We start from the raw sequence: 26,026 nt of genomic DNA on the forward strand, positions 1-26,026 counted from the left end.
TTCTCTTCTCTTTTCTTTCGTTTTATTGCCCTCAAAACTACGTTTTTTCCTTCACTCTTAATTATTCAGTATCAATTTTTTATATACCCTTTGTATATCTATCTTCCAAGATTCGTTCAAGCTTCCTATAAGCTTCCTATAAGCTAAGCATACCCAATTTACCTCTCATCTTTTATCTTTTGTCTGAATTCTCACTTCTGATATTCTTCGTTTTTCTTCGATAGCACTGAGTCTTTTCGAACTTTCCCGGAAAGTCTAAAAAGTACAACTACTTTATTCACCTGCCCATCGTGCTACGACCTCTGGCAAAGATGATTATTGGTATTTCTGGTATTACTGGTGGTAAGTTAAAAAAGTTAGTTGCTAATTGTGAATTATGAATTATTTATTATCTTTGCACCATCAAATTTGTTATAAAAGATAAAAACAACAAAGCAACGATGGAATCATCACAAGATGAAATGTCCTTTTTAGACCATTTGGAAGCCTTGCGCTGGCACTTGATACGTGCTATTATAGCTGTTTTAGCAGTGGGTGTGGTAGCGTTTGTGTGTAAGGATTTTATTTTCCAAATCATCTTTGCTCCTAAGAATGGCGATTTCTTTACTTACAGAATGTTCTGTAAGATAGGTCATCTTTTTGGATTTAAAAGTACTTTTTGTGCTGAACAATTGCCTTTTACAATTCAAAGCCGTACAATGGCAGGGCAGTTTTCAGCTCATATCTGGACGTCTATTTGGGCAGGAGTGATTCTCGCATTTCCTTATGTGCTTTATGAAGTGTGGAAATTCATCAGTCCAGCACTTTATGAAAACGAGCGCAAGCTGGCTCGTGGCTTTATTCTCATTGCTTCTTTGCTGTTTTTTATAGGAGTTTTGTTTGGCTATTATCTCATCACCCCACTATCAGTGAATTTCTTAGGGTCTTATTCAGTAAGTCCCGAAGTGAGAAACCAAATAGATTTAAACTCTTATATTTCGGTAGTACGCTCGTCAGTCATTTCGTGTGGCATTATTTTTGAGCTACCTATTGTTGTTTATTTTCTTACCAAATTAGGAGTGATAACACCTGCTTTTATGCGAAAATATCGCCGGCACGCAGTCATTGTAGTGCTTATCATTGCAGCAATTATAACCCCTCCTGATGTAGTAAGCCAAATTATCGTGTCGATACCGATAATGCTCTTATACGAAATAAGTATTTTTATTTCAGCTTACGTTTTAAAAAAAGAACAAAACAAGGTAATTTAATATTTTTAATGGATTGTAATACCTACTTACAGCACCTACCCAACGTAAAAACGTTGAAACAGCTTTGCAAAGGCGAAGCCGTATTAGATTGGATTATTTGTGGTCACGAGTTTGAAGTTTATCACACCTACTACAAAGTAAATGAAGAAGAATATGAAGGCTATGAAGCCCAATGGGGGCACGGCTTTGAAGATGAAGACGGTTCGTCGCTGTCGTTTTATTTTATTGATAAAGCCTGCTTAATCGTTCCCTCTTCGAGCGCCGAAGATAGCAAAGGAGGCGATAATCACGACTTCGAGAAGCGTATCCCGAAGGTGTTCTTGCCGTACTATCGTAAAAACTTTTCAGAAAGTGATATTCCTTTCGTGATATACTCTTTAGATGGCGAAACGTGGCAATGTGTAGAGAACTTCCCTGTGGAAGAACATATCGATAAGTTTGAGTATATTTCTACTGACCCTATGAAATACAAAGAATGGGCAGTGGAATACTTGGGCGACGAAGGATTCTTGCAAGAAGTAATGAGCGAACAAACCATTACCGACCTTTACGAAGGGAAAGTGCTTACCGAAGAGATGGTATACAGTATCGTAACCGAAGTGCACGATTGGGTAGATTTAGAAACAGAACTCAACGAAATGCCTTATCGCTTTTCGTTTTAAGATTATATGAAATTAGTAGTAAATAACATCATCAAAATATACAAAGGAAGAAAAGTAGTAAAAGGCGTTTCGCTGGAAGTAAACCAAGGTGAAATCGTAGGACTCTTGGGACCTAACGGAGCAGGAAAAACGACTTCCTTTTATATGATAGTGGGACTCATCAAGCCCAACGGTGGTACTATTTTTTTGGATAATACCGAAATCACCAGTTATCCGATGTACAAACGTGCTCAAAGCGGTATTGGGTATTTGGCACAAGAGGCTTCGGTATTTAGAAAGCTGAGTATTGAGGACAATATCAAAAGTGTCCTACAACTCACCAAACTTTCTAAGGCAGAACAACAACGCAAAACCGATGAGCTGATAGAAGAGTTTGGCTTAGGACATATTCGTAAAAATCGTGGAGACTTGCTTTCAGGGGGAGAACGTCGTCGTACAGAAATTGCACGAGCTTTGGCTACTAGTCCGAAGTTTATTTTGCTCGACGAGCCCTTTGCAGGGGTAGACCCTATAGCGGTGGAAGATATCCAACGCATTGTAGCACAGCTCAAAGACAAGAATATAGGTATTCTCATCACCGACCACAATGTACAGGAAACACTAGCCATTACCGACCGCACTTATTTGATGTTCGAGGGAGGAATCCTCAAATCAGGAGTGCCTGAAGAATTGGCAGCTGATGAGATGGTAAGAAAAGTATACCTTGGAAGAAACTTTGAATTGAGACGCAAGAAAATATTAGAAGATTAGCCAATTAACAATAAGAAGAAATAACTAAAAACTATAATATAATGAAAAATTTAGTAGACCGTTTTATTAAGTATATAAAAATAGACTCTCAGTCCAACCCTGAGAGCGAAACAACTCCTAGCACCAAAAAACAATGGAATATGGCAAACCTATTGGTAGAAGAATTGAAAGCTATTGGTTTGCAAGACGTAACTGTAGATGAAAACGCCTACGTGATGGCTACGTTGCCATCGAATGTAGATTACCCAGTGCCTACCATTGGTTTTATTTCTCACTTCGATACATCACCTGACTTCTCTGGTGAAAACGTAAATCCACAGTTTATAGAAAATTATGATGGGGGAGATATCGTCCTCAATAAAGAACAAAACATAGTGTTATCACCTTCTTATTTTGAGGATTTGTTGCTCTACAAAGGCAATACCATTATCACAACCGATGGTACTACCCTTTTAGGAGCTGACGATAAGGCTGGTATTGCTGAAATTGTAACCGCTATGGAATACCTCGTGCAACACCCTGAAATCAAACACGGCAAAATACGCGTAGGCTTTACCCCTGATGAGGAAATAGGACGTGGAGCGCATAAATTCGATGTGAAAAAATTCGCTGCCGACTGGGCTTATACAATGGACGGCGGACAAATAGGCGAACTTGAATATGAGAGTTTCAATGCAGCTGGGGCTAAAATTCACTTCAAAGGAAAGAACGTGCATCCTGGTACTGCCAAAAACAAAATGATAAACTCAATGCTCGTAGCTACTCAGTTTATCAATGCATTACCAGCCGATGAGATTCCAGCACGTACCGAAGGTCGCGAAGGATTCTATCATATTACTGATATTTCTGGAGATGTAGAAAATACGGTAGTACAGCTTATCATCCGCGACCACGACCGCGACCTTTTCAACAAACGCAAAGCCGTAGTACAGCAAATTGTAGACGACCTTAACAAGCAAATTCCTAATGTGGCAGTGGCCGAAATAAAAGACCAATACTACAATATGGGTGAAAAAATCAAACCTGTGATGCATATTGTGGAAGTAGCCGAACGTGCAATGAAAGAATTAGGTATAACCCCTATCACTAAACCTATCCGCGGAGGTACCGATGGTTCTCAACTTAGCTTTATGGGATTGCCTTGTCCTAATATCTTTGCAGGCGGACATAATTTCCACGGTAAATACGAATTTGTACCCGTAGAAAACCTCGAAAAAGCTACCGAAGTGATTATTCGCATTGCTGAATTAGTAGCAAAAAAATAATATAATTAGCCGATTTATCAATTAGCCAATGTGTTAATTGACAAATTGGCTAATTTGCTAATTTTTCATTAACCATTAATAATTAACCATTAATCATTAAAAAAATGCCTACAATATCACATAGAGCGCAAATATTGCCTCAGTCACCTATTAGAAAACTGACCCCTTACGCTGAAAAAGCAGCTAAGGAAGGGAAGACTATTTATCACCTCAATATTGGTCAGCCTGACATTAAAACCCCTGAAATAGCCGTACAAGCCGTAAAAGATTTTACCCCTAAGGTATTGGAATATACCAAAAGTGAGGGAATCGATTCTCTTAGAGAAAAGGTGGTGGAATACTACAAAAAACACGATATTAAGGTAGAAAGTAGTGATATTATCATCACTTGTGGAGGTTCTGAAGCTCTTACCTATGTAATTGCTACTGTTGCCAATGCCGATGATGAAATTATCATTCCAGAACCTTACTACGCGAACTATATTAGCTTTTCAGAGGCTTTTGATGCAGTGTGTGTGCCTATTACGTCTTCTTTTGATGATAACTTTGCCTTACCTCCTATAGAAGAGTTTGAGAAAAAGATAACTCCTAGAACCAAAGCTTTTCTCATTTGTAACCCCGGAAATCCTACAGGCTATCTGTATTCTAAAGAAGAAATCTTGCAATTGGCAACAATAGCTAAAAAACACGATATTTTCCTTATTTTCGATGAGGTATACCGAGAGTTCGTGTATGATGGTGCTACCCATTATTCCATTATGCAAGTAGAAGGCATTGAACAAAATGCTATAATGATAGATTCGGTATCTAAACGTTTCAGTATGTGTGGAGCGCGCATCGGGTGGGTAGTCTCTAAGAATAAAGACGTGATGATGTCTGTTTTGAAGTTCGCTCAAGCACGCTTGTCTCCCCCTACTTATTCACAAATAGGAGCTGAGCGCGCTTTTGATGTACCCGAAACTTATTTTGAAGAGGTATTAAAGGAATATACTCAGCGTAGGAACGTGCTCATTGAAGAACTCCGAAAAGTAGAAGGTGTACGTGTATCGATGCCTAAGGGGGCTTTCTATTGTATAGCCGAATTGCCTGTAGAAAATGCAGAAGACTTCTGTATATGGCTTTTAGGCCATTTTTCAGTAAATAACGAAACGGTAATGTTAGCTCCTGCCGAAGGTTTTTATGCTACCGAAGGTTTAGGGCGCAACCAAGTGCGTATAGCTTATGTGCTCGAGAAGGAGAAGATAGTAAAAGCTATTCACATATTAGGTGAAGCTCTAAAGGAATACAACAAACATTAAGATTTAATGAAGATTTTATAAAACTAACTTTTAACACCTATTTTCTAATTCCTAATAAACTAAACAGTTATATTTTTTAGTGTTAAAAAAACATATAAAATTATTGCTATATCAAAAATATTTTGTACTTTTGAGGCGGAAAATTAAAAACAGACAATGTCAGTAAAAAAAATAGCAGTATTAACATCAGGAGGAGACGCTCCTGGTATGAACGCCGCCATTCGTTCAGTGGTACGTACTTGTGCATACCACAACATCGAAGTGGTAGGTGTATATCGTGGCTATCAGGGAATGATAGAAGGCGATTTTGAAGAAATGAACGCACGTAGCGTTCGAGATATTATCAATAGAGGAGGTACTATCTTGAAATCAGCCCGCTCTAAAGATTTTAAAACTCCTGAAGGGCGCAAGGCAGCTTATGAAAAATTAAAAGCTGCAGGGGTAGATTCTTTGGTAGTAATAGGAGGTGATGGCTCTTTCACTGGGGCACTCTTGTTCAACAAAGAATTTGGTTTCCCCGTAATGGGAATCCCTGGTACTATCGATAACGATATCTATGGTACTGATTTTACTTTGGGATATGATACCGCTCTCAACACTGTAATTGAGGCTATCGACAAGATTAGAGATACTGCAAGCTCTCACAACCGCTTGTTTTTCATAGAAGTAATGGGGCGTGACGCAGGACACATCGCCTTGAACTCTGGAGTAGGGGCAGGTGCTGAAGAAATCTTGATTCCAGAAGAGAATATAGGACTTAAAAAGCTACTTGAATCTTTGGAAAAAAGTCGTAGGACTGGTAAAACTTCCAGCTTGGTAGTGGTTGCTGAAGGCGATAAAATAGGTAAAAACGTATTCGAACTTAAAGAATATGTAGAGCAACACCACCCCGATTACGATGTGCGTGTATCAGTATTAGGGCATATGCAACGTGGAGGTGCTCCTTCTTGCTTCGACCGCGTATTGGCAAGCCGTATGGGGGTAAAAGCAGTAGAATCACTCCTTGAAGGGAAATCTAACTATATGGTAGGAATCCGCAATAATAAAATGGAACTCACTCCGCTTGAAAAAGCTATCAAAGGTAGTTCTAAAATAGATACGGAACTCCTCCGTGTAGCCGAAATAATGGCAACTTAGTAACGTAACAAACTTAAAATTAAATAACGAATAAATTAAATTAAAAGAGAATTATGTCAGTAAAAATTGGAATTAACGGTTTCGGACGTATTGGACGTCTCGTATTCCGTGCTGCTTATGAAAGAGCCGACGTAGAAATCGTTGGTATTAACGACCTTTTGGATGTAGATTACATCGCTTATCTTTTGAAATACGATTCAGTTCACGGAACTTTTAAAGGTGATGTGAAAGTAGAAAATGGTCACTTAGTAGTAGATGGCAAAAAAGTGCGTATCACTGCTGAAAAAGACCCTAACAACCTTAAATGGAACGAAGTACACGCCGATGTAGTTGCTGAATGTACTGGTATCTTCACTACCTTAGAAAAAGCACAAGCTCACATCAATGCAGGGGCTAAAAAAGTAGTTATTTCTGCTCCATCAGCTGATGCTCCTATGTTTGTAATGGGTGTGAACCACAAATCAGTAAAACCTACTGATACTATCGTGTCTAACGCTTCTTGTACTACCAACTGTTTATCTCCTGTTGCTAAAGTATTGAATGATAACTTTGGTATTGAAGAAGCCTTAATGACTACTGTTCACGCTACAACAGCTACTCAATTGACTGTAGACGGTCCTTCTAAAAAAGACTGGAGAGGTGGACGTTCAGCACTTTGCAACATTATCCCTTCTACTACTGGTGCTGCTAAGGCTGTAGGTAAAGTAATCCCTGAATTGAATGGTAAACTTACTGGTATGGCATTCCGTGTGCCTACTGCTGATGTTTCGGTAGTAGATGTTACCGTTCGTACTAAAAAGGCAACTACCTTAGAAGAAATCAATGCTGCTATGAAAAAAGCATCAGAAGGTGAATTGAAAGGTATACTTGGATACACTGAAGACCTTGTAGTTTCTCAAGATTTTGTAGGTTGCAAACTTACTTCTATTTACGATGCAAAAGCTGGTATCGGTTTGAGTGCTAACTTCTTCAAAGTAGTTTCTTGGTACGATAACGAGACTGGTTATTCAAACAAATTGGTAGATTTGGCACAGCACATTGCTAAATTGTAATTCATAAAGAAAAAAGGTGAGTTGCCTATGGAGGCATACTCACCTTTTTTAATAGTAAACAACTTAATAAAACCGAAACGATATGATTTTAATTGTAGACAGTGGAGCTACTAAGGCGGATTGGACAGCCTTAAATAGCAAAGGTGAAAAAATATTTTTTACTCAAACTTTAGGGTTAAATCCTGAAGTTCTTACAGAAGAAATTCTCGTAGAGCGTATTACCACCAATTATCAATTGTTTGAGAACAGAAATTCAGTATCAGAAATTTATTTCTATGGTGCTGGTTGTGGTACTGAACGCATTCGTTACTTTGTAGAACGCAGTTTGGCAACTATCTTCAAAAACGCTAAAATAGATGTGAAAGAAGATACTTATGCAGCTGTGTTTGCCACTACAGCTCCCACCGATAAAGCTATCGTATGTATCTTAGGTACAGGTGCTAACTGCTCTTATTGGAATGGTAAAGAATTATACCAAGCAGTAGATTCATTAGGCTATATTTTGATGGACGAATCGAGTGGGAACTTTTATGGTAAACGATTGATTATCGACTATTACTTTAAGAAAATGCCATCAGACCTTGTACAAAAATTTGAAAACCAATATGAATTGGGCTCAGATGTGATTAAAAATCATTTGTACAAGATGCCAAACCCTAACAGTTACTTGGCTACTTTTGCGAAATTCGTAGTAGAAAATAAGAATCACGAATATTGCCGTGAGATGGTGAGAAAAGGTATGCAACTATTTGTAGACCACTGGATTTCTCAGTATGAAGACCGTTACGAAGTGCCTATCAACTTTGTAGGTAGTATTGCTTTCTTTCTCCAAGATATTTTGGAAGAAATATTGACAGAAAACAACCTTAAATTGGGTACAGTGCTAAGAAAACCAATTGATGGTTTGGTTGCTTTCCACGTAAACAAATTCTTTTAATAACGAATAAAAGATAAAATAAAAAAGACACTCACTATTGTGGGTGTCTTTTTTATTTTAGAATAATCCGTAGAGGAGAGCATCTATTTTATTGATGATTTCACCTAAATCTTCAGGGTTGTTTACGAAATCAATATTGTCTACTTCTATAATGAGTAGTTTCCCCTTGTCGTAACTTTTTATCCACTGTTCGTATCGCTGGTTGAGGCGGTTAAGATAGTCTATCGAGATTGTATTTTCGTAATCTCGACCGCGCTTTTGTATTTGGTTTACTAAGTTGGGTACTGAGCTTCTGAGGTAAATCAGTAGGTCTGGTGGGAGAACAAGGCGCTCCATCAGAGCGAATAGAGACTTGTAATTATCGAAATCACGAGAGCTCATCAGTCCCATTTCGTGTAAGTTAGGGGCAAAGATGTGAGCATCTTCGTAAATAGTGCGGTCTTGAATGATGTTATTTCCTTTCTCTCTAAAATCCAAAATCTGTCGGAAGCGACTGTTTAGAAAGTATATTTGTAAATTAAAACTCCAGCGCTCCATTTGGTGATAAAAATCATCTAAATAAGGGTTATCTACCACATCTTCGAAATGGGCTTCCCATTGGTAGTGTTTGGCTAATAGAGAGGTAAGGGTAGTTTTTCCAGCTCCTATATTTCCTGCAATTGCTATGTGCATTTTTAATTAGTTTTTTCAGCTTCCTCACGTAGACATTTAATCATAGAGGTGTTCTTGATTTCTTGTATTACGAAAGAGCTTTGAATGTTAGAGATAATTTCTAATTTAGATATTTTGTGTACTACAAATCTCTGATAATCTTCCATATCGTTGAGCATAACTTTTAGCAGAAAGTCATAGCCTCCTGCCATATACGAGGCTTCTAACACTTCATCTAAAGTGCTTATATATTTTTCGAACTCATTAAATAATTCGGCACTATGCTTAAGAAGTTTTACTTGACAATAAGCTACCAATTTTTTTCCGAGAGCTTTAGGATTGGCTACCGCTACATATCTTTGAATTATCCCTAGTGATTCTAATCGTTTGATACGTTCGTGAACTGGAGTGATTGACAGGCTTACTTTCTCGGATAATTTTTTAATAGATTGTTTGCTATCTTGTTGTAATTCATCTAAAAGTGCTAAATCAATACGGTCTAATGCATACATACTTTTATAAATTTATTGGGGGTAAAATTAGAAAATATTTTTGATATAGAAGGGGAAAAGACAAAATATTTTTTCTGTTTTTTTATAAAAGGCTCATAATCATTATTATTTTTAGATGAATAATTGGGTTGCAAAAGGCTAAAACTATAGAAATATTTTCTGAGTAAAGTATGTTTTACAGAATAGGTTATTTTCAATGATAGTTTGTATTGTCTTTAAATTGATTATCAATTGAATCAGCTTTGCCAAAGTGTGTGTCGCAAAAAGGACACATTAGCGTTTTGGGAGAGACACAGAATCATCGAAGGGAAACGAAGAATATCAAAAGATGATTGGAGGGGTTTTTGGTGAAAAAAGGGTGTAAGGAGGGTGGGGTTAGCTTATAGAGAGCTTATAGGAAGCTTGAACGAATCTTGGACGATTGGTATAGAAAGGGTGTGTAAAAAGTTGATTCATAATATAATACAGCAAGGCTAAAAGTGCTAAAAACGATGTTTCGAGCCGAAAGTAATAGAAAGATAAAATGAGAATAGAGCGATGGTTTGGTAATTGCCGACAATCCCAATGAGGGCGAATTGTAGTGATGAAAATATAAGATTTTACATTTAATTTTGCTCATTTCGTTTAATTATTGTAGCTTTGCCACTGCTATTAAAACAATATTACATTTAAGATGAACGAAATAGACTACAAATTTGTACATAAAGATTTTAGAATCAATGGATTTCCTATAGATAGAGAACGACTTATTATCTTGGCGGTAGCCTACGTGAAAGATGGTTTGCCTTACCGCAAATCGGTGGGGAGGTTTCTTTTGGATTGGCTTGACGACAGGGATTATATAGAAGCGACGACCTCTGGTTCTACTGGCATTCCTAAGCAAATTCACCTTAAGAAACAAGGTATGGTTAATTCGGCTTTGGCTACGGGTGAATATCTTAATCTTTCACCTAAGAATCGTGCTTTGTTGTGTTTGCCAGCTGACTTTATTGCAGGTAAGATGATGCTTATTCGCGCCATTATTTTAGGTTTACACCTTGATATTATTCGCCCTTCGTCTATGCCTTTATCGCTTACCAGTAAGGATTATGATTTCTGTGCAATGATACCTTTGCAAGCGGCGAAATCTCTTACTGATTTGCCTCGTGTGAAGAAGGTAATATTAGGAGGTGCTTCTATTGATGGAGAATTAGAAGCTAAATTACAGAATATTCCCACAGAAGTGTATTCGTCTTACGGAATGACTGAAACTATTTCGCATATTGCGATGCGCAGGGTAAATCACACGATGGAGCACGAAACTACCTATAAAGCAATGCCTAATGTTACGTTTACCCAAGACGACCGCAATTGTTTGGTAATTAATGCACCTTTGATTGCCGACCACCCTGTGATTACTAATGATATTGTAAATCTCATATCGCATAGTGAATTTGAGTGGTTAGGGCGTTTTGACAATATTATCAATTCGGGAGGCTTTAAAGTCTTTCCAGAAAGTGTAGAGCACAAGATTAAGAAGTACATCAAAGGTGATTACTTTATTACTAAAGAACCTGATGATGAATTAGGACAACGAGCAGTGCTTTACGTACAGGGTGAGGAGAAGGATTACCCTACTTTGGCACACGATATTTATATGGATAAAGATATACTGAAATACGAAGTGCCTCGCCAAATCTATTTCGTTCCTAAGTTTGTGTATACCGATAATCAAAAGCTAAGAAGGGACGAAACGGTTAAGAAATACAAGAAATAAGATGAAACTCAAGAGATTTATCCCTTATATATTGCCTTATAAGAAACAGGCAATACTGAACATATTTTTCAATATTCTTTATTCACTCTTTAGTGCACTTTCGTTTGTGGCACTTATCCCGATGCTTGATGTACTTTTTGGCAAAGCGCAAACAGTAGCTGAAGCTCCTGTATATTCGGGTAATTTGTTGGATTTAGGGAGTTATGGTAAAGCCTACTTAAACTACAAAGTAGGAATTCTTGCGGGAGAAAATACTATTTGGGCTCTTGGAATAGTGATTGCTTTGGTAATTTCACTCTTCTTGCTGAAGAATATGTTTAGCTATTTAGCTTCTTTTTTCATCACTTACCTTCGCAATGGTGTATTACGCGATTTGCGTGATGCACTTTACAAAAAGGTTGTAAGCCAACCGATAGCATTTTTCTCAGAACAGCGCAAAGGCGATATTATGTCGCGTATGGTAGGTGATGTAAACGAAGTACAATACTCATTGCTCTCGGGATTGGAGGCTTTTGTGAGAGAACCTCTTACTATTCTCTTTTCTATTTTGGTGATGCTAGGTATTAGCGTGAAACTTACAGTATTTACCTTTGTATTTATTCCTATTGCAGCGGCAGTAATTTCGAGGATAGGTAAATCACTAAAAAAGAATTCAATAGCTTTACAACAAGAGCAAGGGCGATTTCTTTCGCTCATAGAAGAGACTATAGGGGGATTGCGCATTATAAAGGCATTTAATGCTGAGGGTATTTTTTCTAAGAAATTTAAGGAATCTAGTAATACTTTTAACCGATTGAGCAATAAGGTAATGAACCGTCAGAACTTAGGGTCGCCAATGAGTGAGTTTCTCGGTATCCTGATGATTGCTATTTTGCTGTGGTTTGGAGGCTCGTTAGTGTTGGTAGATAAAACATTAGAGGGCACTCAATTCATTGCCTTTATGGGATTGGCGTACAATATTCTCACCCCCGCTAAGGCTATCAGTAAGGCATCATACGATATGCGAAAAGGGAATGCAGCAGCCGAACGTATTTTGGAAATCCTTGATTACGAGAATCCTATTAAAGAGTGTGAAAATCCTGTTGTAATTTCTGATTTTACCACTGCTGTAGCTCTGAAAGATATTACTTTTGCGTATGCTGAACTGCCCGTACTCACTCATTTTTCTTTGGAAATACCTAAAGGAAAGACAATTGCCTTAGTAGGGCAATCAGGGAGTGGCAAGAGCACTATTGCGAACCTTATCACTCGTTTTTACGATGTAAATCAGGGAGAGGTACTTATCGATGGGGTGAACGTAAAAGATATGCAAACTGCCTCCTTGCGAAAGCTCATAGGGGTGGTATCGCAGGATTCTATTCTTTTTAATGATACGGTAAAGAACAATCTGCTGATAGGAAAGCCCGATGCTACTGATGAAGAACTAGTGACAGCGGCTAAAATAGCTAATGCTTATGAATTTATAAAAGACCTTCCCAAGGGGTTCGATACCAACATAGGCGATGCAGGTAGTAAACTGAGTGGCGGACAAAAACAACGTCTTAGTATTGCTCGTGCAGTGCTGAAAAACCCACCTATAATGGTACTCGATGAGGCAACTTCGGCACTTGATACAGAAAGCGAGCGTTTGGTACAGAATGCCTTAGAAAATATGATGAAGAACCGCACTTCGGTAGTGATTGCACACCGGCTTTCAACAATCCAAAATGCTGACCAAATAGTAGTAATGCAAAAAGGGCAAATAGTAGAGCAGGGTACCCATACTGAGCTGATACAAAGGAATGGTATGTATAAAAAGTTAGTGGAAATGCAATCGTTTGAGCAATAAGCTTAGGGTATAGGAGTGAGCCACACAGGCAGGTGCGAGCCGCACGGGCAGATAAACAAAAGACGAACAAAGAACGAACAAAGAACGAACAAATGATGAATCTAAACCGAAGAAAAAGCGAATAATAAAACAACTACAAACAGATATTTATACTTACTTATTTAGAACTTTAGCAAGAAGGAATGAGTGTTTTTACTTTTTTTGTACCTTTGCACCCAAATAGATTATAAACGAACAAAACTAATGAAGAATTTTATAGAAGAATTGCGTTGGCGCGGTATGATTCAGGATATAATGCCTGAAACTGAACAACATCTTATGGAAGGATTACGCGCCGCTTATGTGGGGTTTGACCCTACAGCCGATTCGTTACATATCGGGAACTTAGTGAGCGTGATGATGTTGCGCCATTTCCAAAATTGCGGTCATAAACCCTATGCACTTGTAGGAGGTGCAACAGGTATGATAGGCGACCCTTCAGGTAAATCGGTAGAACGCAATTTGCTCACTGAAGAAGTATTAGCACACAATATAGCGGGTATTAAAAAGCAGTTAGCTAAGTTTCTCGACTTTGAAAGCCAAGCTTCTAATCGTGCTGAACTTGTGAATAACTACGATTGGATGAAAGAGTTCTCGTTCCTTTCATTCATTCGCGACATTGGTAAGCACATCACCGTAAACTATATGATGGCTAAGGATTCGGTAAAAAAACGCTTTGACCCTAATGAAAATACCGATGGAATGTCGTTTACTGAGTTCTCATACCAACTCTTGCAAGGTTATGACTTTTTGCATCTCTATCGTGAGAAAAACCTCACTTTGCAAATGGGAGGGTCTGACCAATGGGGAAACATTACCACTGGTACCGAGCTCATTCGCCGTATAGCAGGAGGGAAGGCGTATGCCCTTACTTGTCCGCTGATTACTAAAGCTGATGGTACTAAATTCGGTAAGAGTGAAGGCGGTAACGTATGGCTTGACCCCGAGAAAACCTCGCCTTACAAGTTCTACCAATATTGGATTAATACTTCCGATACTGATGCAGAACGTTATATTAAAATCTTTACAATGCTCAGCAAAGAGGAAATCAACAGTCTCATCGCACAGCACACCGAGGCGCCTCACTTGCGTGTATTGCAAAACAAATTGGCTGAAGAACTCACCCTATTAGTACATGGGCGTGAAGAGCTTGAGAAAGCCCAAAAAGCATCACAAATCCTCTTTGGTAACTCTACTTCTGCCGATTTACGCACTTTGGATGAGAAAACTTTCTTAGAAGTGTTTGATGGTGTACCTCAATCCGAAATAAGTGCCACTGATATTGCTGGTGGACTTGATATGATTGCCATTCTTTCAGCAAAAACAGGCTTCATTAGTTCTAATTCCGAAGCACGTCGTGCCTTGAAAGAGAACTCTATTTCCGTAAATAAAGAGAAAGTAGGTGAAGATTACCAAATAGGGGAAAAAGACCTTGTAGATGGGAAATTTATCTTATTACAACGCGGAAAGAAAAACTACTTTATAGTAAAGAAAGTATAATTCTTTATAATATCCAACTTTGCCAAAGTTTTCCTGCCCGTGCGGCTCGCACCTTTGGCAAAGTTTTTAACTTCTAGCTCTTAACAATGAAACTTCTCTTATCCTTCGTTTTATGCTTCTTACTTATCGCTTGTAAAACAGTAGATATGACTGTGCTAAATGATGTGCCCTTTTGCTATACCAACAACAAAAGGCAGTAGTGAATAGCTTCCGGTTCCATTTTAAAAAAGATAGATACAAATAGACAATCAATATTACCATCCTCATATAGAAAGTAAGCACCCAAGAAAAGAAACACCCTAATCTTCTTCTATTATATGTACCCCAAAGAGATTACTAAAAATCTCTTTTACTTTTATAAAATCACTTTGTCGTATGGCTAAATGTAGCACACAGTTTTCAGTGAGCAGTTGATGACTGATAGAGAGGTTCTGCTCTTTTACTACCCGCATTACTTTGTTCATCAGTGGATATTCAAAACTGATGATGAGTTCCTCGGTAATGAGCTTTTCTACAATTTCTACTTCTTGCAAGGTGAGCTGAGCAGTAGTTTTGTAAGCCTGCACCAATCCGCCTACCCCTAATTTAATCCCTCCGAAATAGCGCACTACTACCACCAGTACATTAGTAAGCTCAAATGACTGTATTTGTCCATAAATGGGAATCCCTGCTGTATTGTTAGGTTCACCGTCGTCGTTAGTGCGATAACGCTGGGTAGTGCCATAACCCAATTGCCACGCATAACACCAATGCCGTGCCGAGAAATGTGCTTTCTTCACAGCTTCGAGATGCGCCTTTATCTCTTCTTCAGAAGTAATCGGGAAAGCATAGCCTAAAAACTTACTGCTTTTCTCCTTAAATATCACCTCTTCTACCGAGGTTACTATGGTTTTGTAGGTATCCAAATCAGCTAATTATTGAAAGGTATATTTCACTGAAAGTCCTGTGCGAATAGTCGTCATTGGAAAGGCAGTTGAGATAGCCGATTTAGAGAAATTGTATTGGAAATAATACGATGCCAAAAGGTTACGAGTAAGAGCATATTCGGCAGTGAGGTTACCCAACCACGAGGTTTGTCCTGCCGTTACTTGGTTGTTGAATATTTCCATATTGCGTATTACCGTAAACTCATTGAGGTAGGAAAGAGTGCCTTTCAGTACTAAATCGCTCTTCAAGGTAGTGAGATTACCATTTACTCGGGTAACGAAACGCAAATCTTTAAATCGGTATCCTACCCCGAATTTGTATTCGCGTTTGAGTATCTCAGTTAGGTAATCATTGTCCAAACTGATAGAAATAGTACGGTCTCGGTTGAATTCTGCCAAGAAGCTCATAGAGTTTTTGAATTCCATATCGGCTCTAATAAGCGGATTGAACTGCTCAGCCAGGGTAACGGTAGAATAGAGTTTCTCATTGAGAAAATCGCCTGCTACGTTCGTTTTATTAGGGTTAGCCGGTTCATATTCTAAATTAGTGCGAAACTCACTAAGCGAGTAGCTAGCACGATAACCGTGTGCCAATGAGAAACGACGGAAAGTATTCTTGATAAACTCTACGCGCATTAGTCCGGTATAGCGTATATTCCATTCAGGGATAGGAATATTCTTGAAAGCATCAAGCGATACGCCACTAGCACTACTTCCTGAATAGGCTGCAAAGAAAGCAGGTATCATCACTGCTTGGCTCTTTTTGCTATAACCTATAGGGTAACCTTCTGCATCTACGCTGGCTGGATTCAAACCGCGTGCCTCAGCCAAACGACGCGCTACGGTAAGTCGGTTTTCTTTGAAACGTTCAAAGGCTTCCGACTTGTATTCATCAATCTTATTAAAGGTAGTAGCTATCAAGTTGGTAGAAATATTGAAGCTACCTACTTGGTTACCTACTAATGGATTATAAACAAAGTTGCGCACTTCAAAGGTTTCAGTATAGTTCTCGGTATACTGACGATTAGCCTTTAAGTTGATTTGCAAATCAGGGATAGGTTGCAAATTAGCCGTAAGCAATAGTTGTCTTTCTTGTGATTTGATGTATTGGTCGTTGAAATCAGGAAACTCAGTAAGGTAACCGCGTTTTGCCATCTCGTAACGCAAGTCAGTTTGGTCGCCAAACATAAAGCCTGCCGATGGTTTAAAGGTACCTAAGAAGCCCACTTGTTGCGTATATCCTGGTATGGTGCGGGCATTGGTAACTGAATAGTTCACTCCTACTGTTTTGAGCATTGTCAAGAAAGTTTTAGCTACACTGGCTTTTTCTCCTCTTGGAGTCGCTTTTACGCCTAAGTAACGATACAGCTGGTCGAAAGTAAGGTTTGCTGTAAAGTTATGCGTATTGCCGTTTTGCAAGGTGTTTACTTCTTGGCGTGCCAACTGTAAGAGGGTTTGTGAACCGCGCTGATAGTCGAAATCACCAGAATAAGTATAGTTAGCTTTCATAAATTCAAAGAAAGGAAACTTACTAAAAGGTAAATCGTAGTTCACTTGGAACTTCGAGAAGAAGTGGTCTGGAGTTCCTAAATCCCAGAAATCTGACCAAAGTGAGACTTCTTTATTAACGCCTGATATATCGCCATTGCCATCGTACACATAGTAATTGCGAATGATACTGTTATTAGTAGCATTAAAGTTCAATCGCAATGATTTAGTCAAATTGTAGTTAATAGCGTATTGGTGATTCATCTGGTAATTGCGCTGTTGTAGCTCAGGGAGTGCTTTTTGCTGATTCGCATTCACACCATCAAAATGTACATCGCGGAACAATTGCTTGGTGAAAGAACGATTGATATCACTAGTAAACATAATGCTGGTAGGCAGAATGTTTAAGTTTACATCTGCTAACCATTGCCAATAGCGCTTATTAGCAAACTTACTACTTTTCTTGAAAGGCTCTACGGCAGTAGGTTTGAAAGTATAGTTGTACATAAAGCCTGCGCGCACTTGTTGTTCATCTTCGTAACGCAACTCGTAATCGCGGTGGTTCTTTTCGTTGTAAGCGTAATTAAAAGTAAAGTTCTCTATATTGTAGATACGGTTTTTCTGTCCTTCGCCTAAGTTTTTCTTTACCCCGATGAGGTTAATACCGCGTCTTAGTGTATAATCTTCCGCTTGTTCTTTAATAATTTCTCGCTCGCGTGCGTTTTGTGCTACGTCCAATCGGTCTTCTAATTTGATGTCTTGATATACCGGGTCGTACTCTGGGGTCGAGAGTTTCTGAGAGTGATTCAAACCTACCGGTATTTGCATATTCCACTTAGGAGGGAGCAGTTTCCCCGCATTGATGTTCATCATTACATCGTATTCGCGGGTACTTTCTAAGGCACGCTGATTAGGAGCTTGGTCTACTGCTCCAAAGCCTACGGTATGCATACGCCCTGTAGCCGAGATGTTCATTAGTTCAGAGGCATTCGCATCAAGAGAGCCTACGGCTGCCCAACCGCCGTGGTTTTCCAATTCGGCTACACGCAATTCGTTGAACCAATATTCCCCACTCAGTCCATTACTGCCCGATACGTTTTTCACCCCTATCATTACGGCTCTTACACTACCGAGCGATGGATTCCCTTTGATTACATAACGGTTTTGTCCCGCTACGTGTGGCGCACTCTCAGGTACTACATTGAAGTTTGCATCGTAGTATACCGCATCACTCATTGTTTGGTTGCGTATGCTGATAGCTTTTAACTTGGTGAGCACGTCCATTGGGATAACCAATTGGTTGTTTTGTGGCCATATCAGTTGCTCTGTCGAAGCACCCGCAGGCGTTACCTGTAAGGGTACTTCCACTTGGTAATAGTTGTCGTTAAAGTCAGTACCTACCCGCAAGAAAGCCACTGCCTGATTATCGCTCAGCGGTTTGTTCTTATAGGCTTCAGCGTGAACAAACATCTTGATATACTTGTATTGTCGCAGGTCAAAGCGCATTGCCTTGTATACCGCTCTACTGTCGTTGTTTTCAAGGTTATCCACTATGTAAGATAAAGCCTGCTCGTTTTGTTCTACCAAGGTGTTGTTGGTATTAATACGCTCACGGCGTACCCCTGGTGGCATACGGTAAGGAATAGGCTGACGGGTTTCGTTCTCAATTAAGTTTACTGAATTGATTTCTACTTTGGTGCCGTCATCACTTGGGTCGTCCTTATCGGTGCTGAGGGTATAGTTGTAATAACGCCAATCACCCCGAATAAGGTCAAGTGTACCAAAGCGTAATAGCATTTCTTGAGGGAAGCCTGTAAGGTACATACGCATATGGGTCATCGAGTTGATGATATCCATCTTGTCGTTGTTGTTCAATGGGTATTGGAACCCTTCTCGCCACATCTCACCGCTGGCAATCGGTATTTTAAACTGTATCCAGCGGGCACTTACTTGTTGCCCGTTAGGTGCTTCTACTGATACCACGCGAATATCATTCACATAAGGGTCAGCAGTGGTAATATTAGGTTTAATACGCACTCTGTATTCAAGGTAGTTGTTGGCGGTGTTCATCGTATAATCACCGTTGATATCTTCATAATCAGGAATTGTGGTCGAACCTCTGTTCGTATTAGTCACTGCCACAGGCGAGTTACCTTGTGTACCATTGTAGTTGTAATAACGGTTTAAGATACCACCACTACGCGCCAAAAAGTATTCGTAGTTATCCATCGCAGGGTCGTTAGGTGAGGTAGCTACGTTATTGTTGTATATTCTCGATTCTTCGGCGTCGTTGAGTCCATCTAATCCTATATCTTGCAAGGCACGGTTAGATGAGTTGTCATCAAAAGCATATATCAGCGATTGTGCCGCAGGTACTTTACCCCAAGACGAGGTATTAATACTTGAAGTAGAAGAAAGTCCTGGTAAGCCGTTTTCGTATTGTTTCCTGCCGTCTTTAAGCACGTCTTCTGATATATTTCCTAAGTTGAAAACCAATTCTCCATCACCACTGTATTCACCTGAATAATAAGGATCCATCACCCAGAACTGCAAGAACTCTATGTTACTTTCTTGAAAATCCGAATAGCTCATACCGCGCATAATCCCTGCCCATTTGTCGTTTTGGGTACGAGAAGCAAAACTTGGGTCGTTGTTATAAGGCCCTTTTACATTAGGGTAATAAGCTAAGTCTAAGGTAGTTTGTACTAACGATTGTCCTTGGGCTAATTGCTGTTGTGGGAAGATTTCTTCTATAAAAATACGACGCGTACTATTTTTAGAGATTTCGCTACTGCTTATCTCCGAAGGCTTTTGGTTTGAATAGAACACAGGGTCTATGGTATACCACGATAGTTTAGCACGCCCATAACCATTGCGTAAGTTATTGGGGTCATCAGGCCCATTACCGTATAGGGTGCGTGAAGCTGTACCACTGCCTTGTCCAAATTCCAAAGGTGTGCTCGCCAATTTCCACGCAAGGGGCGAACGCATATCAATAGTGGCTTGCGCTGCCTCAAAGTCGTCTAAGTACACGGTAGTTTCTCCGTCAAAATCATCTGCCTTAGGGGTACCGGCTCTTAGGTAAGCAAATTCACCTCGTATAGATAGATTCGACGGCGCATCGCTCTTAATCGTAGGAATGCGGTTTACCCACCGAGTGAGGAAAGGTAGCTCAGTAGAGTAAGTTCCTCCAAAACCGAAGATAGTATTGTTTACGGCTTCTTGCCCGTAGCTGGTCTTTTGGGTATAAGGTCGTTCGCGTAGGTTCACGATAGAACCCCCGATGATAAACTTATCGTTGAATTTGTGTTCTACATTCACGCCCATAAAGCGGGTGGTTTGCCCTCCAAAAATCAGGTTGTTCTCTACTGAAACCTGTATAGGCAAGTTGCTGGCTTCAAGACTCGGATTGATAATCTCCACAATTCCTGATTGATAGTCTACTAAATAGTCTAACCCTTCTACCAGTATACGCCCACCTGCAATCACGGTTACTGAACCACGAGGCACATTGAAAGCCCCTAACGAAATCCCCCTTCTTCCCGATGACTTATAGCGTCCTTTCATTTGGAACTTATTCTTATCACCGTCCATCTGGGCTTGGGTTTTCGTATTTTTGTATAGTGAAGTATATACGTATTTTCGTTGGTTGTCATTATAAGTTGCAGGGTCGTCGTAATTTGCACCACCACCTAAGGTGTTGTATAGGTATTCACCAAAAGGCTCTACTTTGGTAAAGAATATTTTTCCGTATTGTTCGTCTACGGTAATGCCCGGAACAAAATCAAAGAACCCGTCACCACCTGGCTGAGGGTCGTTGTATTTGTTGAGGCGGTCGAAGTTGAAGAGATTTAACAAAATGCGGTCTTCCAATCCTGTGGGCCAACCGTTATTGTTTACTTTTTCGATATAGTTAATAGGGGAGGGGTTGGAGTAGAAGATATTCATACGGAAATCTTCTGGTGAAAGCTGTGCTGAACCTACTGAATACACGTTCTTCATCATCAAATCCCAAATAGGGTCTTTCACATTTAGGCGGTTACTCTTAAGCATCTTCAATACCAAAAGGTTATTGGTAATCGCATTGTTACCACCTCCGTAGAACTGATTGGTAGTTGCCGAGATACCGTCGTTGGCAAACTCACCCACTTGATACACTTGGCTACCGTAGGTATATTGATAAGCCACCGCCAATACCTCATCGCTACTAAGGGCTGTGCTCAGCGAGATATAACCGAGTTTTGTATCTACTTTATAGTCCACTCCCTCTTCAAGTTTACGAGCGTTCTCTATAACGGCGTAGTCGTAACCCTGACTCACGTAGGAGCTGTTCGTGCCAAAACCTTGTTGTACCGTAGCCACATCGCGAATAGCGCTAGTAAGTACCGAATTTGGTGTGCCCAAACGTGTAGGGTCGTATTTGTTAGCCCCATTGGCAGGCATATTATTGGTAGTAGCATTAAAGAAGCTGGCTCCTGCTTTATTTCCCAAACGCGTATTCTCCATTTTGGGTTCACCTAAGTCTTGTACAGCCAAGATATTGCGGATATTCCCCATACGGCTATTGCGGTTGGTTACCCACACCTCCAAACGGGTAATTTGCACTTTACTATTGATAAATGGGTAGTTTTCTAAAGCGCGGTCGTAGTTATCACGGAAGAACTGTGCGAGGAAGTAGTTGCGGTTTTCGTCGTAGTCAAGAGCCGAAAATTCAAACTCTGTAATAGTACCACTGCCTTGGGCACTTACGGTCTTTCGCTCCGATTTCTGTTCAGAGAAAACACCCGTGATAGTAGTGCGCCCAAATTTAAGTTCTGTCTTCACCCCGAAAAGGCTCTGCGAACCTGTGATGAGTGAGTTAGACATCGGCATTGAGATATTACCCAATTCTATTTTTTGTACGATATCGTCTTCATCAGGGGTATATTCTAATTTAAATACATTTTGGAAATCAAAAGAGGCTTGTGTGTCGTACTGAGCGTTAAGTGTTAGGCGTGTACCTATCTTACCGGTAAGCCCTAAGCTGATGCGCTGTTCAAAATCTAAGCCCCACGAACTGCGGTAACGCGGACTCACTACGGGGTTGTCGTTGCGCGTATAGCGTACACCTAAATCTACCCCTACACTTCCCTGCGGAATTAGTTCTATATTGCGCCCCCCGAACACGCTTTCAAAAAAGTCAGAATTTACGTATAATTCGGGCAAGAGGTCACGTTGCGTTTTTTTCTTATCGGCAGTATTGCTTTGGGTATCGCCTATGGCGTCCAATTTAGTTCGGTAGTATTCCTTCATACGCTCACGCAACACCAAGTTTTCATATTGTTGTACCGTGAGAAACATAGGGGTAGAAAGGTCGTAATTCCCTAATTTCTCAGTGTATACATAGCGGTCGAGCGTCGGGTTATAGGTATACTGATGCACAATGCTTTTAGGTTGCTCTAACCCTATACGCCCAATGCCATTCCGCACAGTCGTCTCAGTTTGAGTACTCGTAGCGGTTTGGGTCGTAGGGGTTACTTGTGCTTGAACACTGAATCCTGCTAAAAGTAGTAGAAATAAGGTTAAACGTTGCTTTACTGACATCTTATAAGAAATAATTAAACACCTATAAACCAAATTATTGCTATAACGTTATAACCTCTTTTTTGGCAGATAGGTACATTATGAGATAATGTAATTTGGTGCAAAAATATAAAATAAAGTATAATTAGCAAAGGATATCACTTTTTTTCTACACCAAATGTGTAAATTATTTTTTTAAATATACTTCACCTTCACCCTATCTTATCACTATCCTACCTTCGCCTTTTAAACGGATAAGCACCCCAGTTGAAATCACCTTCCTCCTCCTAATACACTCTTTACTTTCGTTTTCCCTCTCTTTACTCTTCGCTTAATTAACATTTTTTAACTTTTTAATATCTGCTCTTAACCTCTCATTATTAACTACTTATATACTCTTTCTATACCAATCGTCCAAGATTCGTATAAGCTTCCTATAAGCTTTCTATAAGCTAACTATACCATAACCTTATCTTCGATATCTTCCGTGTATATCCGAAATACTCCGATAATGTACTTTTGAAAATCCCTTTCTTTTGCAAAAAATAAGGCAATGGTTTTTCATACCATTGCCTTATAGCAGTTACTCTTTATATTTCTTTTTCGCGTTTATCTATTAACTCTCACCTGCCCTTGTGGCTCGCATTTTTACATCAAACTACCGTCAAAAAGGAAAGGTAGTAAATCTTTGATAGAAGCTGTTCTGATGATATTCCCTTCTGCTCCCATAAAATAAACAGGTATTAGCTTTTTCTGCTTAGTCTCGTATTCTGAAAGTGATTGCCTACACGCTCCACACGGAGAAACAGGGTAACAAGTAGGGTCTTCGGCAGTGCCCGAAATAGCAATCATCTCTATTTCTTCATCAGGACATTGGGTAGAAGCCTGATAAATAGCCACTCTTTCAGCACATAACCCCGACGGATAAGCAGCATTCTCCTGATTAGAACCTATGAAAATCTGTCCGTTTTTAAGACGAACCGCCGCTCCTACCTTAAATTTGGAGTAAGGAGCATAAGCATTTTCTCTAGCCATAATAGCTTGTTGCATTAGTTCTTGTGCCTTTTTGGGCAAGTCAGTAACCCCCTCAAAAACGCTATATTTAATATTTAATTGTTTTTCCGTTTTCATAAGTGAATATTCAATATTTGATTTATGGGGCAAATATACAGAAAATAATCAAAACTAATACACTTTTGTTATGGTTTCAGCATTTTAAAATCTTCTCTACTTTCAATAGGCGTATTTTGGTACTCTAACGTCCAGCCCACAGCTCGGGTAGCAAAAATAAGATTAGAAAGTTCGGTAAGCAATCGATTTTCGGCATTGCTCCTTAGGGTTGAAGCATTCACTTTGCGTTCCAACTCGGCTTTTACCTTCTTCTGTATCTTCTCTACATCGGTAGGAGTAAAAGGGTTCACCTGACTCTGGCTCACGTCGTAATATTTCATCGTTGGGTATATCTTTACCTCTGCCTCTGGTAGCGATTTAATGATGACTTTCTTTTGCTCTTCGTTTACCTCATAGCTGATTTTGTGCAGGTCGTAAGCTACCGTTACATCAGCATTTACTACTGTGAGGATTTTCTTATCAAACGAAAGCAAATCCATAAAGTACTTTTGAGTATCGGTATACGAGAGTACTTCTGCAAAATGTCCTTCAGTAACAACCAACTTGCTTACGTTGGCTATTTGCGTTTGTATCAGAGCCGTATCAGCCTCCAATCTCTCTTTGTCTTCTTTCTTATCAGTAAAATACTTTACTAATAGCAAGGCTACTACAGCCACAGCTACTCCTAACAAAAATTTCTTCATTATCGTATATATTTTTTAATGTAAAAACTTCTTATTTAAATACCAGCTATCGCTAGCTTAATCTATTACCTTTTACCTATTGCCTATAATGTATCCCAAAAAGCACGCCAAAATTCCCAATCCTACACTTCCTACTACATAAAAAGTAGCTTTTAGTAGTTCATTTTGCTGAAATAATTGCAGTACTTCCAATGAAAAAGTAGAAAACGTGGTGAAGCCTCCCAAAACGCCTGTCATTAGTAATAAAATTAGATAGCTATCTACTTCTTTATTCTTGAAATAACCGTAGAGTATTCCTATCAAGAAACACCCCAATATATTTACCATAAAAATACTTATCGGGAAGGACAATATTTTACCCCATCTGCTCAATCCTACTGAAAGCACATAACGAAAAACTCCGCCCATAAAGCTCCCAAGTCCTACTATTAAAACTGATTTTATCATACTTACAATTATTTGGTAATACTGTTAGATTTGTTTATCGCCTGCCCAACTCACAAAAACCGTCATTAAATGAGTTTCGAGAGCTTCGCAATAGCCTACAAAGAAGAAATCTTCTCTTGATAGTTCGCTGTGATGTTGTTTGTTTACTTGTAATAATAATACCAATTTCCGTTCCACTCCTTGTCGCAATCTTCCTGAGAGGCAAAAGTACAGTCCTTTATACCTTCCTCAGGGTATTGTTGCTCGTGCAATAGTTTTTGGTGATATTCGTTTATCTTTTGCAGTAAGCCTGTTTCCTTTGCTTTGCTCAGTTCCTCTTCTGTTTTAAAAATGTAAGACACAAAGTAATCTTGTGGGGCTATATAAGCTCCGAAATCTACAGAAGCGTATAATTCTTGAAAAGTTGCCCTTACCTCTTCTTGTGTTTGGGCAATGATATTTTTCCATATTTTGCTCATCATTTTTTATTTATTATTCTAATAACCACTGTTCATCGGTAAAACCTTTGCGGTAAGCCTTGCCGTGCACATCAATCACAGCGTGCCATTCTTGGCAGGTTTCTAAGGGAATTTCAGCAACTAAGGGCATACACTCTTCGCGGAGGGCTTTGTAAGTCTGTGCTGAAGAGAGGTTCAGGCGGTTCAAAAGTCGTATAGCGTACTGGTCGGCTATGAATACCTTTCGCTCAAAGATGTACAACAACATAGCATCGGCAGTTTCTTCGCCCACACCTTTGATAGAGAGCAGTTCCTTGCGAAGTTCCTCAGTAGGGATAGCTTCAAACTTTTGTAAGGAAGCTCCGTGCGACACATACCATTCCATTAGGGCTTTGATGTAAGTGCTTTTTTGCTTGTAGAAGCCTGCCGGACGTATATATTCCTGTAAAGTGTTCAGTTCCATAGCGTGTAAAGCCTCTACCGATAAGTTACCCTCTAAGTTAGCAAGGGCTTTTTCGGTATTCTGTTGGGTCGTTTGCTGAATGAGAATCATCGAAATCCAGTCGGTAATGCGATTGGGGTCAGTCCACCAATATTGCTTGCCGTAATGGGCTAATAATTTATTAAAAACTTTGATTTTTTGAGACATAAAATAATTTGCCGATGAGGCAAAGGTACAAAACAATTGACAATTGATAAAACCTTCCTCATAAGT

21 protein-coding genes are annotated in these 26,026 nt (G+C 39.5%); 11 read left to right on the forward strand and 10 right to left on the reverse strand.

Annotated elements, in window-relative coordinates:
- The first annotated feature begins 440 nt into the window (after positions 1–440).
- The 8 genes from tatC to COCH_RS08200 all read left to right on the forward strand — a co-directional run bounded on the left by tatC (position 441) and on the right by COCH_RS08200 (position 8,351).
- On the forward strand, positions 441–1,250 hold the full coding sequence (gene tatC / locus COCH_RS08165; protein ID WP_015782703.1) for a twin-arginine translocase subunit TatC: 810 nt from the start codon (positions 441–443) through the stop codon (positions 1,248–1,250).
- Positions 1,251–1,258: 8 nt separating this feature from the next.
- Positions 1,259–1,912 (forward strand): hypothetical protein, encoded by a 654-nt coding sequence (locus COCH_RS08170; RefSeq protein ID WP_009410049.1) that lies wholly within the window; start codon positions 1,259–1,261, stop codon positions 1,910–1,912.
- A 6-nt stretch (positions 1,913–1,918) separates the two neighbouring features.
- Complete coding sequence (gene lptB, locus COCH_RS08175; protein WP_009410048.1) at positions 1,919–2,662, forward strand: LPS export ABC transporter ATP-binding protein; 744 nt, start codon at positions 1,919–1,921, stop codon at positions 2,660–2,662.
- Positions 2,663–2,703: 41 nt separating this feature from the next.
- Positions 2,704–3,927, forward strand: a complete 1,224-nt coding sequence (gene pepT, locus COCH_RS08180) for a peptidase T (RefSeq protein ID WP_009419357.1) — start codon at positions 2,704–2,706, stop codon at positions 3,925–3,927.
- Positions 3,928–4,031: 104 nt separating this feature from the next.
- Positions 4,032–5,225 carry a pyridoxal phosphate-dependent aminotransferase gene (locus COCH_RS08185; RefSeq protein WP_015782704.1) on the forward strand — a complete coding sequence of 398 codons (1,194 nt, stop codon included), beginning with the start codon at positions 4,032–4,034 and terminating at the stop codon, positions 5,223–5,225.
- Positions 5,226–5,381: 156 nt separating this feature from the next.
- Positions 5,382–6,362: a 6-phosphofructokinase gene (gene pfkA, locus COCH_RS08190; RefSeq protein WP_002671231.1), complete on the forward strand. Its 981-nt coding sequence runs from the start codon at positions 5,382–5,384 to the stop codon at positions 6,360–6,362.
- Positions 6,363–6,415: 53 nt separating this feature from the next.
- Positions 6,416–7,414, forward strand: a complete 999-nt coding sequence (gene gap, locus COCH_RS08195) for a type I glyceraldehyde-3-phosphate dehydrogenase (RefSeq protein ID WP_015782705.1) — start codon at positions 6,416–6,418, stop codon at positions 7,412–7,414.
- A gap of 82 nt (positions 7,415–7,496) precedes the next feature.
- Positions 7,497–8,351 carry a hypothetical protein gene (locus COCH_RS08200; protein WP_009419361.1) on the forward strand — a complete coding sequence of 285 codons (855 nt, stop codon included), beginning with the start codon at positions 7,497–7,499 and terminating at the stop codon, positions 8,349–8,351.
- 57 nt (positions 8,352–8,408) lie between these two features.
- Here COCH_RS08200 and COCH_RS08205 read toward each other — a convergent pair whose 3' ends face one another.
- Positions 8,409–9,023 (reverse strand): deoxynucleoside kinase, encoded by a 615-nt coding sequence (locus tag COCH_RS08205; RefSeq protein ID WP_002671237.1) that lies wholly within the window; start codon positions 9,021–9,023, stop codon positions 8,409–8,411.
- Positions 9,024–9,025: 2 nt separating this feature from the next.
- A complete protein-coding gene (locus COCH_RS08210; RefSeq protein WP_002671239.1) occupies positions 9,026–9,514 on the reverse strand; it encodes an Lrp/AsnC family transcriptional regulator in 489 nt (162 codons plus the stop codon).
- A 673-nt stretch (positions 9,515–10,187) separates the two neighbouring features.
- On the opposite strand from COCH_RS08210, the gene COCH_RS08215 reads away from it, so the two are divergent.
- The 3 genes from COCH_RS08215 to tyrS all read left to right on the forward strand — a co-directional run bounded on the left by COCH_RS08215 (position 10,188) and on the right by tyrS (position 14,637).
- Positions 10,188–11,270, forward strand: a complete 1,083-nt coding sequence (locus COCH_RS08215) for an AMP-binding protein (protein ID WP_002671241.1) — start codon at positions 10,188–10,190, stop codon at positions 11,268–11,270.
- A 1-nt stretch (position 11,271) separates the two neighbouring features.
- The gene (locus tag COCH_RS08220; RefSeq protein ID WP_015782706.1) at positions 11,272–13,098 is read left to right on the forward strand and encodes an ABC transporter ATP-binding protein; all 1,827 of its coding nucleotides are present in this window, start codon (positions 11,272–11,274) and stop codon (positions 13,096–13,098) included.
- A 243-nt stretch (positions 13,099–13,341) separates the two neighbouring features.
- On the forward strand, positions 13,342–14,637 hold the full coding sequence (gene tyrS / locus COCH_RS08225; RefSeq protein WP_015782707.1) for a tyrosine--tRNA ligase: 1,296 nt from the start codon (positions 13,342–13,344) through the stop codon (positions 14,635–14,637).
- Positions 14,638–14,936: 299 nt separating this feature from the next.
- Here tyrS and COCH_RS08230 read toward each other — a convergent pair whose 3' ends face one another.
- From COCH_RS08230 to COCH_RS08260, 8 genes are all read right to left on the reverse strand, one after another.
- Entirely contained in the window at positions 14,937–15,542 is a 606-nt protein-coding gene (locus COCH_RS08230) for an IMPACT family protein (RefSeq protein WP_015782708.1), read from the reverse strand.
- 9 nt (positions 15,543–15,551) lie between these two features.
- A complete protein-coding gene (gene sov / locus COCH_RS08235; protein WP_015782709.1) occupies positions 15,552–22,634 on the reverse strand; it encodes a T9SS outer membrane translocon Sov/SprA in 7,083 nt (2,360 codons plus the stop codon).
- A gap of 627 nt (positions 22,635–23,261) precedes the next feature.
- Positions 23,262–23,759, reverse strand: coding sequence for a cytidine deaminase (gene cdd, locus COCH_RS08240; protein WP_323984882.1), 498 nt, complete (start codon positions 23,757–23,759; stop codon positions 23,262–23,264).
- 53 nt (positions 23,760–23,812) lie between these two features.
- A complete protein-coding gene (locus COCH_RS08245) occupies positions 23,813–24,427 on the reverse strand; it encodes a DUF4230 domain-containing protein (RefSeq protein ID WP_015782710.1) in 615 nt (204 codons plus the stop codon).
- 72 nt (positions 24,428–24,499) lie between these two features.
- Positions 24,500–24,874 carry a fluoride efflux transporter CrcB gene (crcB, locus tag COCH_RS08250; protein WP_002671254.1) on the reverse strand — a complete coding sequence of 125 codons (375 nt, stop codon included), beginning with the start codon at positions 24,872–24,874 and terminating at the stop codon, positions 24,500–24,502.
- Positions 24,875–24,898: 24 nt separating this feature from the next.
- Complete coding sequence (locus COCH_RS12195; protein WP_167524723.1) at positions 24,899–25,039, reverse strand: hypothetical protein; 141 nt, start codon at positions 25,037–25,039, stop codon at positions 24,899–24,901.
- The gene (locus tag COCH_RS08255) at positions 25,018–25,332 is read right to left on the reverse strand and encodes a hypothetical protein (RefSeq protein WP_041546951.1); all 315 of its coding nucleotides are present in this window, start codon (positions 25,330–25,332) and stop codon (positions 25,018–25,020) included. Before COCH_RS08255 ends, COCH_RS12195 begins: the two co-directional genes overlap by 22 nt.
- Positions 25,333–25,345: 13 nt before the next feature.
- Positions 25,346–25,960 carry an endonuclease III domain-containing protein gene (locus COCH_RS08260; RefSeq protein ID WP_015782712.1) on the reverse strand — a complete coding sequence of 205 codons (615 nt, stop codon included), beginning with the start codon at positions 25,958–25,960 and terminating at the stop codon, positions 25,346–25,348.
- Positions 25,961–26,026: the final 66 nt, after the last annotated feature.

This window comes from Capnocytophaga ochracea DSM 7271, assembly GCF_000023285.1.
GTDB lineage: Bacteria > Bacteroidota > Bacteroidia > Flavobacteriales > Flavobacteriaceae > Capnocytophaga > Capnocytophaga ochracea.